This is a genomic window from Streptomyces sp. NPDC007164 (assembly GCF_040634135.1).
In the GTDB taxonomy this organism is placed as follows: Bacteria; Actinomycetota; Actinomycetes; order Streptomycetales; family Streptomycetaceae; genus Streptomyces; species Streptomyces sanglieri.
The window spans coordinates 363,749-377,526 of the sequence record NZ_JBEYFB010000003.1; the positions used below are offsets into that span (position 1 = coordinate 363,749).

Sequence of the window (13,778 nt, forward strand, 5' to 3'; positions counted from 1 at the left end):
TCCCGGGTGAGCAGGAAACACGGGCAGGGGGCGGTGCGGTCCGCCGGGCTCCCGGGGCTCCGGGTTCCCGGGAGCTCCGGAGGCTCCGGGGGCTCCGGGGGCTCCGGGTTCGGATGCCGGGGCGGCGGTGCGCGGGAAGCGCGGGGTCAGATGACGCCGTCGCCCCGCAGAGAGGCGAGCTGCTCCGCGTCGATGCCCAGCAGCCCCTGATAGACCTCGGCGTTGTGCTCGCCGAGCGCGGGACCGGTGGTGCGGATGCTGCCGGGGGTCTCGGACAGGTGCGGGACAGGTGCCGCCATGGGAAGTTCGCCGAACTCGGGGTCCTGGACGGTGACGAGAGTGCCGCGCTCGCGGTAGTGCGGGTCGGCGGCGATGTCGGCGATGTTCATCAGGGGCGAGGCGGGGATGCCGGCCTCGTTGAGCCGCTCGGCCAGGTCGTCGGCGGTGTACGCGGCGACCCAGTCGGCTATGGCCGCGTACAGGGGGTCGGCGTTCTCGGCGCGGGCGGCGCGGGTGGCGTACTCGGGGGCGTCGGCGATTTCCGGGGTGCCCATGAGCGCCGCGAGCCTGCGAAAGAGCGGGTCGGTGCCCGCGTGGAGGGAGAGGCGCCGCCCGTCGGAGGTCGTGAAGTCGCTGGCCGGCACGATCTTCGGGTTGCGGTTGCCGAGGCGCTCACGGACCTGGCCGGTGGTCGCGTACGAGGCGAGCGCGTCCTCGGAGGCGCGGAAGCCCGCCTCGTACAGCGCCAGGTCCACCACCTGTCCGCCCCCGCCCGCCGTGTCCCGGTGGTAGAGCGCCGTCACGACGGAGAAGGCCCCGAGATAGGCCGCCATGTAGTCGATGGTCGAGTACCCGCTGCGGACCGGCGGCCGGTCGGGGTCACCGGTCACATGGGTGAGCCCGGCGAAGGCGCTGGCGATGCGGTCGAACGACCCCCGGTCCCGGTAGGGGCCCGTCAGGCCGTAACCGGTGACGTACACGAGGATCGCGTCCGGCGCGAGGGCGCGCAGGGAGTCCGGGTCCAGCCCCCACTTCGCCAGGGTCGGCGGCCGGTAGTTGGTGATCACCACGTCGAAGTGCGGGACGAGATCGCGCACCAGGCTCCGGCCGCGCTCCGTACGCAGGTCGAGCGTCACGGACTTCTTGTTCCGGGCCTCCTGCGCCCAGTACGGGGAGCGGGCGCCTGTCGGCGTTCCACGGGTGAAGTCGCCGCGTCCGGGCTCCTCGACCTTGACCACCTCGGCTCCGAAGTCGCCCAGGAAGGTGGCGGTGACCGGCGCCGCCAGGACGGTGGAGAGGTCGAGGACACGGATGCCCTCCAGAGGAAGTGTCGCCATGGGGTGCTGCCCTTCGAACCGTAGTAACATTTCGTTATTAACGAAACGTTGTTAGCGGGACCATAGGCTGGCCACCGCACGTGGGCAAGACCCTGGGAAGGGAAAGTCGATGGACGGGGAGCCGAAGGTGAGCGAGACCGGCAGGACGCGCCGAAGGCGTCGCAGTCGCCAGGAGACCGAGGCCGATCTCCTCGACGCGGCGCGCCGGCTGCTCCAGCGGGACGGTGTGCTCGCCGGGGTCAACCTGCGGGAGATCGCCACCGAAGCCGGCGTCAACCACGGCCAGATCTACCAGTACTTCGGCACTCGGCAGGCACTGCTGCGGGCATCGGTCGCCGACCTGGTGGAGCACCAGACCGCCGACCGGGAGGGGCACTGGGAGCTAGCGTTCACCGAGCGGCGGGCGGCCATGTTCCGCCACCGGCTCACCGAGCCCGAACTCGTCAAGCTGGAGGCACTCCTGGCCCTGGACGGCGACGAGGACTTCAGCGCGCTGCCCCGCTTCGCTCAGACCAGGCGTAGCCTGGCCCGGGACCAGGAGCAGGGCGCACTGCCCGCCGACGCGGACACGGTCGCGGCGCACGTGATGACGGCCGCGGCACAGATGGGCTATGTCATCTTCCGGGAGGTCTACGCACGGGACACCGGGATCCCGCTCGCCGAGCTCGACGAACGGGCGGAACGCGTGTACGCCCGGATGGTCGCCGGTATCGCCGGACAGACGCCGGACACCGGCAGGGACGCCGGTCAAGCCGGCTGATGTGTCCCCGTGGGACTGGTCAGCCGCGCGTCGCGACGGTGTAGACGTACAGGGCGATCACACCGGCGACGCAGACGAGGATCACCCATGAGCTGAAACTGGTATGTCTCCCACGGCCTTTGGGCCGCGCGGCCTGGCCGGCCCGCTTGGATCCCCTGGACCGCCCGGCCCGCCCGGCCCGCCCGGCCCGCTCGGACCCCTTGGACCGCCCGGACGCCGACCGTCCCGGCGCGACCGGCGCCACATCGGCAGCCGCCTCGGAGAGCAGGCGGCGGCAGGTCTCGGCGAGCACGCCCGTGCCGGCGGAGAGGGGCACCACGGCCTCCAGGCGCGCCGGAGCGGTGGTGCCGCCGTCCAGAATGCGCCCTACGCGTACGAGGGTCTCGTCCCGGCCGCCGGTCGGAGCGAGGCTGATCCACCGCCGTACATGCTCACCCCGGATGACCACACCGCCGGACCGTTCCCGGTACACGGTGTGTTCCCGCCACAACAGCTTCGCCAACTCTCCGGCGATGTCCCTCAGTTGCGCGCTCACGGCTCCCCATTCCCTCCGCCCCCGGCGAATCGAACAAGCATCGCATCTGTGCCGGACCCGCCTGTCCATCCGGTTCGGCATCCGCGACCCCGATCACCAGGCGATCAGCCGCCGTCATCCCTCTGGACCGCACGGACTTCGTGCCCGGGCGGAGCCCCTTGGTTCTGCAGGCGATACGTGAGCACTTGCTTGTCGGCCGCTTGTGAAGCCTCAGCGCGCGAACTCGGGAGCCTTTTCCCCGGGCAGTCTGCGCATCGTTCGGAGCGGTGACAGGAAGTTGGGGAGGAAGCTCAGCGTCATACCGCCTGCACCGATCCACAAGGTGGTTGTTGCTCCGAACACAGAGCCCGAGGCTCCACCCAAGAGCCCGCCCACAGGAATGCCACCCCAGGACACGAATCGGGTTGTCGCGCTCATCCGGCCAAGAAGCCGATCCGGTGTCAGGCTCTGCTGGAAGCTCGATTGAGAGACGACGCGAACGACTCCACCCAGTGAAAGAGCCGCAAGTCCGACCGCGGCCGCATACAGGCTCCAGCCCGGTCGCGCCAATGGCATGAGGGCGGTCAACGGGCAGGTGAACAGCGTCGCGAGCCAGATGACCGGCCCCTGTCCGATCCACTTCGAGATCGTGGTTGCCGCCAGTGCTCCGAGCAGGGCACCACACCCCATCCCGGACAGAATGAGGCCGATGGCGAAGGGCTGGAGACCCATCTCCCGCTCCAGGAAGATCAGCAGCATGGTTTGATACATGACCAGGAAAAGGTTGAATATCGCATCCCCCAGCATGATTGAGCGCAGGGCGGGGTGCTTGAGGACGAACCCGAGTCCATCCTTGATCTCCTGCCACAGCTGAGGATTAACACTCCGCTCCGGCTTTGGTTCGCGTCTGCGGATAGTGATTGCGAGCAGCCCCGACAGAGCCATCCCGGCCGAACTCACCAAGAGCGTCGCAGGAGCTCCGACCAGGCCGATCAGCGGTCCCGCCACCGTCGGCCCGCTGATACTGGTCACCGAACGTATTGCCGAAAGCTTTGAGTTGCCTTCCACGAGGTTGCTGCGGCCCACCAGGTGCGGGAGATAGCTGACGTACGCGACATCGAAGAAGACGGTCAGCACTCCATGAAGCAGGGCGACTGTGCAGAGCCACCAGATGGTGAGCAGTCCGGCCCACCACGCGACAGGTATCGTCACGAGGGCCAGCGCGCGAACCAGATCAGTGCTGATCATTACCGATCGCTTTCGCATGCGGTCCACCCACGCGCCCGCCGGCAGACCGACCAGGAGCGAGCCTGCGGTGGTCATCGCGGCCAATAACCCGACCTGGAATTCGTCAGCATTCAATGCCACGACGGCAACCAGAGGCAACGCCAGAAAGATGATGCGGTCGCCCAGTTGCCCGAGCGCGGTGGCAGCAAACAAACGCCCGAAATCCCGATCTCTCAGGAGTCCGAGCCGGGAGGTTTTTGACATTTCTGTCCTCTGCTCTCGGAAGTGAAAGGCGCGCTACCGATTTCAAGGGCTACGGGTGGTCGACTCCGAACTCGTAGACCACTTCCCGACGCATATCCGGGATGACCATGTCGGCGGTCTCCACCGGGCGTCCGTCGGTGGCGTAGATGGTGCGCTCGATCTGGAGCACGAGGTCCCCCACGCTGATCCCCAGCAGGTTCGCCTGTGCCTGGGTGGCACGAGCGGGGCGCGGAACCTCCACAACGGTCGAGATGACCACGCCGATGGACCGCATGCGCTCGACCACCCCTTTTCCCGCCAGGGGTCCCATCTCGGGCAGCACGATCGGCGTTCCGTCCGTGATGGCCATCGGCTCCCAGGAATCGGAGAGCTGGACCGGTTGCCCGTCGGCGAGGAACTCGTAATGCGTGTTGACGCAAAGGCCTCCAGGCCTGATGCCGAGCCGCACGGCGACTTCTTCAGGGGCAGGGACGCGCACCTTGCTGTGTGAATCCCAGGCGTCGGCGCTGCCCGGTTGCCTTGCCCCGGGGCCGGGGGAGGAACCGAACCCGCGATCCCGGTGCCGCGAGCGGACCAGCCGCAGGCGCTCGCGCGGGGTACGGACGTAGGTGCCCGAGCCGGCGCGTCCTTCGAGGAGACCGTCGGTGATCAAACGGTCCATGGCCCTCTGCATGACGTTGCGCCCAACCCCGTACTCCTCGGAGAGCCGTGCCCGGGACGGCAGGCGCTCGCCGATCTGCCACTCTCCCGCGAGAATCCGCGTGCGCAGGACGTCGGCTACTGCGAGGTACGGAGCTTCTCGGGGCATGCACGGTCCTCCGGTTGTTCTGCTCTGCGGCAGCTGGCTGTTCCCAGGGGGCGTTGGCAAGTTACTGCACCCGGGGAAAGCTGCTGGAGTAGAAATACGATCGGCGCTCATGCGCCTGCGGAGGCCCACGGCATCGTGCCGGTGATCCCGATTTCGAGCCCCGGCGCGGAGTCGCGCCGGGCATCCGTCACCGAGTTCGAGAGCGCCTCGCTGCACGGGCCAACGATCAAGCTAGCGGTGCAGGTATGCGAGGCGTACGGTTTGAGGAGCGATCTGGACGGATAACGTCCTGCAACAGGGTGAAACTGCATCCGGCCAGCGAGGTAGCCATGCTTCTGAGGTTCCGCGTCACCAACCACAAGTCCATTCGTGACACCACTGAACTCGTGCTCACCAAGTCACGCTTCGAAGGGATGCGCCCCAAGGGCGGTGACTGGGGCTCGGTGACGAACCGTGTCATCGGCCTCTTCGGACCGAATGCGTCAGGCAAAACCACACTGCTGGACGCAATGGATTTCGCCGCGAAAGCCATTAACCGTTCCGCCGCATGGAGCGATCGGGACTTTTTTCCCCACGCCCCTTTCCTGCTTGACGAGGACTCAAAAAAGGAAACCTCTGCTTACGAATTCGACTTCACGGTCGAGGGGACGCGTCACGCATACGGATTCGAAAGCAGCTCCAAGGGGATCGCTTCCGAGTGGCTCTATTCGTTTCCAGAGGGGCGACGCCGTACCCTTTTTGAGAGGAGTGGGCCGAACCCGGAAGACTTGACTTTCAGTAGGAATCTAAAGGGTGAGAACGTTCGGATTTCCCGCCTGATGGGAGCCCGTAACCTGTACCTCTCCACGGCGAGCATGGCCAATCATGTGCAATTGAAAGGGATTTACCACTACCTGACCAGGCATTTGCATTATGCCGCATTCTCCGAATACTACAAACAGAGCAGAATCAGGTCGGTGAAGAAGTGGATTGAAGAAGAGGAGGCTCTGGGGCAGGCTCAGACGTTGCTGCGTTTCGCCGACCTGGGGATTCAACGCCTCTCTCTGGAAGAAATTGAGATCGACGAGAAGACTCAGTCGAACATGCGCAGGGCAATGAAGGTCGTCCTGGAGGATGGGGATGATGAAGAAAAGTTCTTCGCCGACTTCCTGGAAGAGCAAAGGAAGGTGATCAGTTTTTGGCATCGAGGATCATCCGGCGGTGACGACTCTCATAACCTGGACCTGAGCGACGAGAGTAGCGGTACGGTCGCATGGCTTTCTCTTGCGCTGCCTGCACTGCGCGAGATCAGGTACGGCGGGGTGCTACTCGTGGACGAGCTCGACTCCAGCTTGCACCCAAGGCTTGCATCAGCACTCATCGCCATGTTCAAGTCCCCCGAGATCAACCCGCTCGGGGCTCAGCTTGTATTCACTTCGCACGACACTTCACTGATGGGGCACCTCTCGGGCGATGGCCTGGACAGGGAGGAGATGTGGTTTGCCGAAAAATCGCCAGCTGGAGTCACGGAGCTGTATCCCCTGACGGATTTTCCCGTCAAGAAGGACCATAACGTGGAGCGCCGGTATCTCGGCGGAAGATACGGAGCGGTCCCCACACTCGCCTGGGAAGAGCTGCTTGCCTCGCTGCAGATGGAGAAGCAAGCATGAGCCGTCGCCAATTACGGGGACCCCAACGAATTTCAAAGTCGAAGAACAGGAGAATCGAGCACGCGAAGATTCTCGTCGCAGCTGAAGGCGTCAACACGGAGCCGCAGTATTTCGAAAAGTTTTCCGCATTAATAAAAGCAAAAGCCGTCCGGGTGGTCAGTATCAAACCGGTCGGAGTCGGTCGTGATCCTTTGAGTGTGGTAAACGAAGCGATAAGACTTCGAGATCTCGAAGGGAAGAGCGGAGACCCCTTCGACGCAGTCTGGTGTGTGGTTGATGTGGACGAACACGCCAGTCTTGAGAGGGCATGTATCGAAGCGGGCCGCGCGGGCATCGAAACGGCTGTCAGCTCGCCGTGCTTTGAAATTTGGCTACTATGGCATTTCGAGAACCGCACGTCATGGGTGAACGCGAGCACACTTTCTAAACTGTTGCGAAAAAAATGGCTTCTCCGGAAAAGATATGCCGAGTGGATTTCCCTACGAGGCATACCGGAAAGCCATGGATAATGCCTCCAGGTGCGAGAAGGTCAAGATGAAGCACGCACCGCCAAATCCACATAGTTCAGTCCCGGATCTGATCTCTGCTTTGCTCGACGCACATGGCAAGAAGTCTTGCAGCGGCTAACAGAATGAGGCGGATGACTCCTGGTATGAGCAACCGAGGAGCGAGTTGTGCGTTCGGCAGGGAGTGAGGGGCGCCGCCTGCCGGGAGGGGAGTGCTACCTCTCCTGCGTGCTCTGCGGTCTACCTCGCTCGGCGCGGAACTCGTCCAAGAGGGAGAAGAACATCTCCATCGGTGGCGTACCCGCCGACTCAGCTGCCCGTTCGATTTCGACAGCCCAGCCCAGGTTGCTGGGGTACGCCATGTTCATCCGCTTTCACAACCACTGTGAGAAGGGGCCGCTGTTCCAGAAGTCGAAACTCTCATCGCTGTCGTGGATCTCGCAGGCCACTGCGTAGCCGACAAGCATGGAGTCCAGATGCTGAAGAGAGCCGCGGCGAACCCACATTCCCGGGCGGAGCCGCACCTGGTCCAGGAACTCGTGGACATCGTGCAACTCTCGCGGCTTGCGCGGCCCGGGCCTGCCGGCCGCCAGCTCAGTCATACCTGCAGCCTACTGACAACAGCTAACACAGGAAGCGAATCTGTCGGTGAGTGATGAGGCAGCAGGCGAGTTTGAGGAACGCTTTGTGGACGTCGGCTTTTCGTTCCCAGCGGATGCGTAAGCGGCGCTACTGAACTTGAATGTGTGATGTCGGCCTGATCGTGTCAGCTGGTCAAGGTCAGGCCGGTGCCTATGAGGCAGCCGTCGATGAGGTGCGGTCGGTACTGGGTCTTCTTGAGGCTGCGCTTCACGGCGGCGGTGAGCTGGTCGAGGTTTGCGGCGGCGAGGTTGCCGATCGCCCGTTTCACCAGGGACCAGATGCCTTCCTGTGGGTTGAGGTCGGGTGCGTAGGACGGGATGTGGAAGACGGTCAGCCAGTCCTCGTTCGCAGCGATGAAGTCCTTCATCTGCGGCATGAGATGGGTGCGCAGGTTGTCCCAGACCAGGACGATGGGGCCTTTGAGCTGGTTGTGCGCCCGCACGATGAGGTCGCGGTAGTCCTGCCAGGTGAATCCCTTGGGTTCGCCCTTGCGGCCCCAGTGGACGCGAAAGCTGTAGATCAGCCTCGACCGGTCTCCGCGTCGGAAACAGACCATTCCCGCCATCGAAACCCGTCCTGAACCCCTGCCCCGGACGCGGGCGACCGGCGTCTGGCCGATGCGGCCCCAGGACCTCGCGCGTGGCGGCCTCAGCGACTGGCTGGCCTCGTCCTCATAGACGATCCAGGCCCCGCGGGCCGCCGTCGTACTTTTACCTGCGGCCACACCTCCTTCTTCCACAACTCCACAGCTCCGTCGTCACGTTCGATCGCCCGCGGGCCGGCTGCTGCCACGACCAGCCATGGCGCTTCACCAGCCGCCATGTCCCCTCCACCGTGTAGCCGACGTGGAACAAGCGTCCGATCAGAGTCTTCACCCGGGCCAGTGTCCACCGCTGGTCAGCCCAGCCATGGGCGAGCGGACCGCGCTCCAACTCCCGCTCCAGTCTGGCAATTTGGTCTGCCGAAAGCCTCGGACGCCCTGGCGATCCCTTCGACCGGACACCCTCTTCACCTCGCTCGCGCCACTGACGGCGCCAGCGCTCCACCGACCGCTCGCTCACCCGCAGCGCGGCCGCGATCTCCCGGTTCTTCGCGCCGCTCTCGAAGCGACCGACCGCTTCCAGCCGGATCCGCCGCCCTCTTGGCATCGGTCAAACCGCCGCCCTGCGCGTATCTCACACCCCGCAGCTACCGACCCGACCCAGCCGATGTCAGGCGAACGGCCCGACATCACCCAATCAAGTTCAGCAGCGCCCCAGTTTCTCCGCCCCAGTAGCCCCCTCTTCAGGAGCGCGCACTCGCAGCAACTGCGATGCACCGGAGATCCGAACGACTCACAACTGTAAACGGCAAACGCCTGCTTGCACTCACTCCAAGACGCGGGGCGGTCGCCTGAAACCAGCCAAACTGTGAATGAACCGATTCCTTGAACTCGAATTCAAATTTGAAAGGAGTCAGTGATTCCACAGATGCAAAATAGGGCAAATACGACACGCAGGCGCGCCACTCGCACGCGAAATCAACCCCTTAACCCGAAAATCCACATTGGCACATCAACAACAAGCCAAAAAATACGCACCCCGCAGCCCGATGAATGCGAGCCTTGATAGCATCTACCACCACCGAAATCGAGGAGCATTATGAGAAAATCCCTTTGGGTATCAGGGGCGGCTCTCACCGCCACGGCTCTATCTCTTTCCGTCTCCACGGCCAGCGCCGCCCCGCCCCCCGAGGCCAAGGCGTGCGCAAGCACCCAGGCGATCCAGTCCGTGCAAGCGCAGAGCAAGGCCAGCGTAAAGAAGGCAATTCGAGACGTATTCGAGAAAAGCTTTGAAACCCAGGCGATCAACGTAGCCATTTGCGAGTCCAATCTCAACCCGAAGGCGTTCAAAAAGACGCGATACACCTCCTACTACGGAATATTCCAAATCAGCATTGGCGACTGGAGGAAATGGAGCAAGAAGGGGGAGGATAAATTCAACGCAAAGGACAACGCAAAAGTCGCCCATCGAATAGTGAAGAACGAGAAGAATAAGCTCAAGTTCAGAACTTGGGGTGCGTGCGCCTATTGGCCCCATAAGGTTAATTGCAACCCCGTGATTTGCCCCTGACTCGATCGGGGCCGGGTCTGAATTCAGATTCGGCCCCAGGCGGCCCCAAAGAGCATTACACATGGGTTCGCACGTATCGCACGGTGGCACCGTCTGCCCTTTTTGGGCGAAGTTAAGATCTTTATTTCATCGTTCAGGGTAGAGTGTCGTCCAACCCGATGAACCTCTCTCTATTTGTTGGTTGAGGAGTTGACATGCCTGAGCGACCAACCATGCCGCAGTACCACGGCTTCCCTGTTGCCGGAGGGCTGGACCCGGCTTGCCCGTGTTAGCGCGAACAATGCGGCGGCATTGCGGGACCCAACATGCTTGACGAATGCCCACTGCTTGCCCGAGCCCTAAACCCTGTTCGTGCGTGGGCTCCCGTTTCTCAGTGCTGCCCGGATCTCGACTAGAGAACGATTTTGACCTTTGTGACGCGCTGGAAATTACCAGAGAGGCGAATGGTCGACAAGGATTACGCTACTGTCGAATATTGATGGCCCTCCTCTCGGCAAATTTCACGTCAACGGCATTCTTGGGCCATCCCCTCACCCCCTTCCGCTCTGGGCGGGAGGGGGTGGAATTGTGCGTCTGGGGCCGAATCCATCTGGCCGAGTAGAGATTTGGGCGGAGCTGTGTGACCTGGTTACTGAACTTGAATGTGTGATGTCGGCCTGATCGTGTCAGCTGGTCAAGGTCAGGCCGGTGCCTATGAGGCAGCCGTCGATGAGGTGCGGTCGGTACTGGGTCTTCTTGAGGCTGCGCTTCACGGCGGCGGCGAGCTGGTCGAGGTTCGGTAGACGTCGTGGTCGTAGCCGCGGTCGGCGAAATGACGTGGTGTTTCGAGCCGGCCCGGCCCCGGTCGACCGGTGAGGGGCCCGCGCAGTGCCCCCTCCACAGCGCCCTGACGTGGGAGGGGTCGACCACGCAACGGGACCAGTCCAGGCGCGCGACCACCGCCGGCCGTCTCGCGCAGGTCATGACCACCAGTGATCTCCGTCGCCTTCTCGCACTGCATGAGGCCCGGCTACGAGCGGGGCAGCAGAGTGAGGCAGCGTCGCGACAGGAGACGGATTCCGGCATCGACCAGGTCAGAACAGGCAACTTCCGGTTGTGGCGCGGCACGACGATGCGGTGGAGAAGAAGGTGCTCCTGCCGCGCGACATCCTGCCGTCCCACGTAGTCAAAGGGGTATGCACGGGGATCGCGGAAGAAGAGAGCAGGCGGGGGCCGAGTGAAATCAGCGCAGGAGGATCAGTACCTGGAGTTCGTGGCCGAGAGGGCGAAGGCGCTGTACCGGTCGGCGTACGTCCTCGCGGCCGGTGACACGCATCTTGCCGAGGACCTGGTCCAGGAGACCCTCAGCCGGGTGTACGTGCACTGGAAGCGGGTGGCCAGGGCGGACAGCCCGGCGGCCTACGCCCAGACGGTCCTGGTCCGTACTTCCCTCACGCTGCGGCGTCGGCGCAGCACCGGAGAGCGCCCCACCGGGAACATGCCCGACAGTGCGGCGGCCGGCCCGGACGCCGCGCTGCGGCTCACCCTGCTGGACGCGCTCGGTCAACTCCCGCCCCGGGACCGGGCGGTGCTGCTGCTGCGCTACTGGGAGGACCGCAGCATCGAGGAGACCGCCGGGATGCTCAAGCTGAGCAGCAGCGCGGTCCGCTCCCGGGGCACCCGGGCACTCAACAAGGTGCGTGCGTTGCTCGGCGACAGCCTGTCCGACCTGGTCCCGCACTGAACAACGGTGCACACCGGTCGAACCCGTCGCAGAACCCCCGTCAGAGACAGAGAAGGTGACGCCAGCATGCCGTTCGAAGCAGACCTCGCACACGCCCTGGACCGCACGACCGACTCCCTCGAACCCGATCTCACCACGCTCACGGACCGGGCCGTCGAGCGCGGTCGGAGCCGCAGCCGTCGTCGGCGCGGCGCCGGTGCCGTCGCCGGGGTCGGTGCCTGCGCCGCGATCGCGGCAGCCGGCCTGGTGCTTCCCGGCGTGCTCGCCGGGGCTCGCTCCGCAGGATCCGACATGGAAACGGTGGCGCTGGCGATGCCCCGTTCCGCGATCACCGGCACCCAGATGATCGACGCCGTGAAGAAGACGTTTCCCGGGAGCCGGTTCGGCCAGGAACACGGGCAGAGCAACGACCCCTCGAATCCGAACGGCGGATGGGTCGCCAACGGCGAAGTGGACGTCAACGACGGTCGCGGCGCCGCCGGCATCGGTGTCTCGGCCCTGCGGCTCAAATTGCCGCTCAGGGACGGCGACGGGCTGAACTGCGACAACATGGCCGGGCGCGCTGACGCCGGTGACACCTGCGAGCTGAGCGAGCTGCCGAGCAGCGCCGCGCTTCCCGGCGGCGCCCTGGTGGTGTCGGAGAAGATCGCGGAAAGGCAGCCGATGGGTGCCGACTCCGTCCCCGAATCCGAGATCGCGCACCGCTGGACGACGACGGTGACCCTGAAGTCGACCGGCGCCCAGCTTCAGATGGTGCAGTGGAACACCGCCGGCGATTTCAGTGACGGAAACACTCCGAAGCCGACCCGTGACGCCCCTCCGCTCTCCCAGAAGCAAGCGGTGGCCGCGCTCACCGGTCCCGCCTGGGCCCCGATCCTCGGCGCCGTCGGCTGACCCGTTGCTTTGCTCGGAGTGGCACGGTCAGTGGCTCGCGGGCGGCTTGCCGGGAAGGGGCAAGTCGCCCTGGAGCGGGTTGTTTTGGGTCGCCCGGACGGGTTGGGGCGGGGATTTCCGTTTGTGGCGCAGGGGGTCGATTTCATGCGGTACCGTGATCGCGTCATCACGCTCCGTGCGCCCCTGTGCATGGAGCGGCCCCCGGGGGTGTTACGAGCACCGCACCGAGGGCCTTCACCGCGAGTGGAAAAAGGGTCCACCGGGATGCTCTGGCATGCTATCGCGCCCTCTCGGCGCTACACGAAGGCTTCGCACGATGTCGTGCGCCATCCGCGTTTGAACAGTGACGCGAAGATGCTTCTCCTGTACGTGCAGGGGCTTCCCGAACGCCACGCCGACAAGGCGCTCAGTGAGCACGCGAAGAAGTTCGGGATCACCGGCCGGGCCTACCAGAAGGCCAAGGGGCAGCTGATCGCGAACGGGTTCGTGCATGAGTGGAAGCGGCAGGGGGAGCGCGGGTTCTGGGTGACCGACCAGCTCTTCGCCAATGTTTCCCTCACGGCCGACGAAGCCAGGGCGGTGCGGGAGTCTCGGGTGGGGGCAGTCGCCGACCGTCCGGGTACGCAGGATCCGGCGGTCGGTGGGCCGGGAGGCCGGATGGCCGGTGGCTGTGAACCGGTAGATGAAGAACTTGGGGAGAACTACTCCCGCCCACCCTCCGAAGCGGCAGAGGAGGCAGAGGAGGCCGAGCAGGCCGAGCAGGCCGAAGCTTCCGAAGTCGGGGAGGGGGAACGGGTGTTGCTCTCGTTGCGGCATGCGAATCCGCAGTTGCATCTCGGGGTGCGGGAGGCGCGGGGGCTGGCCGGGGCCGCTGCCGAGTGGATTCGGCGCGGGGTGAGTGCTGCGGATCTGCGGCGGGTGCTGACCAGTGAGCTGCCCAAGGACGGCGTACGGTCCGCCGTCGGGTTTCTGCGTCACCGGCTCGTGCAGAAGCTTCCGGCGCCGATAGCTGCCCCCGCGCCATCCGTCGCGCCGTCGCCCGTACGGGAGTTCGTGGCCTGTGAGGGGGAGGGCGAGGAGCACGTCTTCCGTCCTGTCGGGGACGAGGCCCTGTGCGGGCCGTGTGCCCGGGAGGAGAACCGGGCCTACTGGGCGGCCCGGCGGGTCGAGGTGGAGAACGGACCCGATCCGCTGCCGTGGCGGGAGCGGATCGCGGGGATCATTGAGGGCGAGCAGGGGCGGGAGCGAGGGGTGGAAGCGGGTTCAGCTGCGGATCTCGCCGCCGCGCCCGCTTCCGACGGCGTCCGTGATGCGGCGACAGGGTCCTAGGATCGCGGGCACAG

Annotated in this window: 14 protein-coding genes and 2 pseudogenes; 7 read left to right on the forward strand and 9 right to left on the reverse strand. The window is 64.9% G+C overall.

Annotation, left to right across the window (positions count from 1 at the left end):
• Nucleotides 1-146: 146 nt before the first annotated feature.
• Complete coding sequence (locus ABZ622_RS08230) at nucleotides 147-1,337, reverse strand: CoA transferase (protein WP_360541567.1); 1,191 nt, start codon at nucleotides 1,335-1,337, stop codon at nucleotides 147-149.
• A 109-nt stretch (nucleotides 1,338-1,446) separates the two neighbouring features.
• On the opposite strand from ABZ622_RS08230, the gene ABZ622_RS08235 reads away from it, so the two are divergent.
• Complete coding sequence (locus tag ABZ622_RS08235) at nucleotides 1,447-2,097, forward strand: helix-turn-helix domain-containing protein (RefSeq protein WP_360541568.1); 651 nt, start codon at nucleotides 1,447-1,449, stop codon at nucleotides 2,095-2,097.
• 19 nt (nucleotides 2,098-2,116) lie between these two features.
• Here ABZ622_RS08235 and ABZ622_RS08240 read toward each other — a convergent pair whose 3' ends face one another.
• From ABZ622_RS08240 to ABZ622_RS08250, 3 genes are all read right to left on the reverse strand, one after another.
• Nucleotides 2,117-2,632, reverse strand: coding sequence for a hypothetical protein (locus ABZ622_RS08240; protein ID WP_360541569.1), 516 nt, complete (start codon nucleotides 2,630-2,632; stop codon nucleotides 2,117-2,119).
• A gap of 210 nt (nucleotides 2,633-2,842) precedes the next feature.
• Nucleotides 2,843-4,102, reverse strand: coding sequence for an MFS transporter (locus ABZ622_RS08245; RefSeq protein ID WP_360541570.1), 1,260 nt, complete (start codon nucleotides 4,100-4,102; stop codon nucleotides 2,843-2,845).
• Between the two features lie 49 nt (nucleotides 4,103-4,151).
• Nucleotides 4,152-4,910 carry a GntR family transcriptional regulator gene (locus tag ABZ622_RS08250; protein WP_360541571.1) on the reverse strand — a complete coding sequence of 253 codons (759 nt, stop codon included), beginning with the start codon at nucleotides 4,908-4,910 and terminating at the stop codon, nucleotides 4,152-4,154.
• A gap of 299 nt (nucleotides 4,911-5,209) precedes the next feature.
• On the opposite strand from ABZ622_RS08250, the gene ABZ622_RS08255 reads away from it, so the two are divergent.
• Together ABZ622_RS08255 and ABZ622_RS08260 are read left to right on the forward strand one after the other, a co-directional pair.
• Nucleotides 5,210-6,559 (forward strand): ATP-binding protein, encoded by a 1,350-nt coding sequence (locus tag ABZ622_RS08255; protein WP_360541572.1) that lies wholly within the window; start codon nucleotides 5,210-5,212, stop codon nucleotides 6,557-6,559.
• On the forward strand, nucleotides 6,556-7,068 hold the full coding sequence (locus ABZ622_RS08260) for an RloB family protein (protein ID WP_360541573.1): 513 nt from the start codon (nucleotides 6,556-6,558) through the stop codon (nucleotides 7,066-7,068). Before ABZ622_RS08255 ends, ABZ622_RS08260 begins: the two co-directional genes overlap by 4 nt.
• A 371-nt stretch (nucleotides 7,069-7,439) precedes the next feature.
• On the opposite strand, the gene ABZ622_RS08265 is transcribed toward ABZ622_RS08260, so the two are convergent.
• The 4 genes and pseudogenes from ABZ622_RS08265 to ABZ622_RS08280 form a co-directional block, all read right to left on the reverse strand.
• Complete coding sequence (locus tag ABZ622_RS08265) at nucleotides 7,440-7,667, reverse strand: hypothetical protein (RefSeq protein ID WP_360541574.1); 228 nt, start codon at nucleotides 7,665-7,667, stop codon at nucleotides 7,440-7,442.
• Nucleotides 7,668-7,689: 22 nt separating this feature from the next.
• Nucleotides 7,690-7,794, reverse strand: a pseudogene (locus tag ABZ622_RS08270) (IS5/IS1182 family transposase); the annotation flags it as partial.
• A gap of 37 nt (nucleotides 7,795-7,831) precedes the next feature.
• Entirely contained in the window at nucleotides 7,832-8,389 is a 558-nt protein-coding gene (locus ABZ622_RS08275) for a transposase (RefSeq protein ID WP_360541652.1), read from the reverse strand.
• 28 nt (nucleotides 8,390-8,417) lie between these two features.
• Nucleotides 8,418-8,855: a winged helix-turn-helix domain-containing protein gene (locus ABZ622_RS08280; protein WP_360541575.1), complete on the reverse strand. Its 438-nt coding sequence runs from the start codon at nucleotides 8,853-8,855 to the stop codon at nucleotides 8,418-8,420.
• Between the two features lie 492 nt (nucleotides 8,856-9,347).
• Here ABZ622_RS08280 and ABZ622_RS08285 point away from each other — a divergent pair, with 492 nt between their 5' ends.
• On the forward strand, nucleotides 9,348-9,818 hold the full coding sequence (locus ABZ622_RS08285; RefSeq protein ID WP_360541576.1) for a hypothetical protein: 471 nt from the start codon (nucleotides 9,348-9,350) through the stop codon (nucleotides 9,816-9,818).
• 810 nt (nucleotides 9,819-10,628) lie between these two features.
• Here the strand turns inward: ABZ622_RS08285 and ABZ622_RS08290 are convergent.
• Nucleotides 10,629-10,745 (reverse strand): annotated as a pseudogene (locus tag ABZ622_RS08290) (IS5/IS1182 family transposase); the annotation flags it as partial.
• 289 nt (nucleotides 10,746-11,034) lie between these two features.
• On the opposite strand from ABZ622_RS08290, the gene ABZ622_RS08295 reads away from it, so the two are divergent.
• The 3 genes from ABZ622_RS08295 to ABZ622_RS08305 all read left to right on the forward strand — a co-directional run bounded on the left by ABZ622_RS08295 (nucleotide 11,035) and on the right by ABZ622_RS08305 (nucleotide 13,764).
• A complete protein-coding gene (locus tag ABZ622_RS08295; RefSeq protein ID WP_360541577.1) occupies nucleotides 11,035-11,541 on the forward strand; it encodes a SigE family RNA polymerase sigma factor in 507 nt (168 codons plus the stop codon).
• 66 nt (nucleotides 11,542-11,607) lie between these two features.
• The gene (locus ABZ622_RS08300; RefSeq protein ID WP_360541578.1) at nucleotides 11,608-12,435 is read left to right on the forward strand and encodes a hypothetical protein; all 828 of its coding nucleotides are present in this window, start codon (nucleotides 11,608-11,610) and stop codon (nucleotides 12,433-12,435) included.
• Between the two features lie 264 nt (nucleotides 12,436-12,699).
• On the forward strand, nucleotides 12,700-13,764 hold the full coding sequence (locus tag ABZ622_RS08305; RefSeq protein ID WP_360541653.1) for a hypothetical protein: 1,065 nt from the start codon (nucleotides 12,700-12,702) through the stop codon (nucleotides 13,762-13,764).
• The last annotated feature ends 14 nt before the right edge of the window (nucleotides 13,765-13,778 follow it).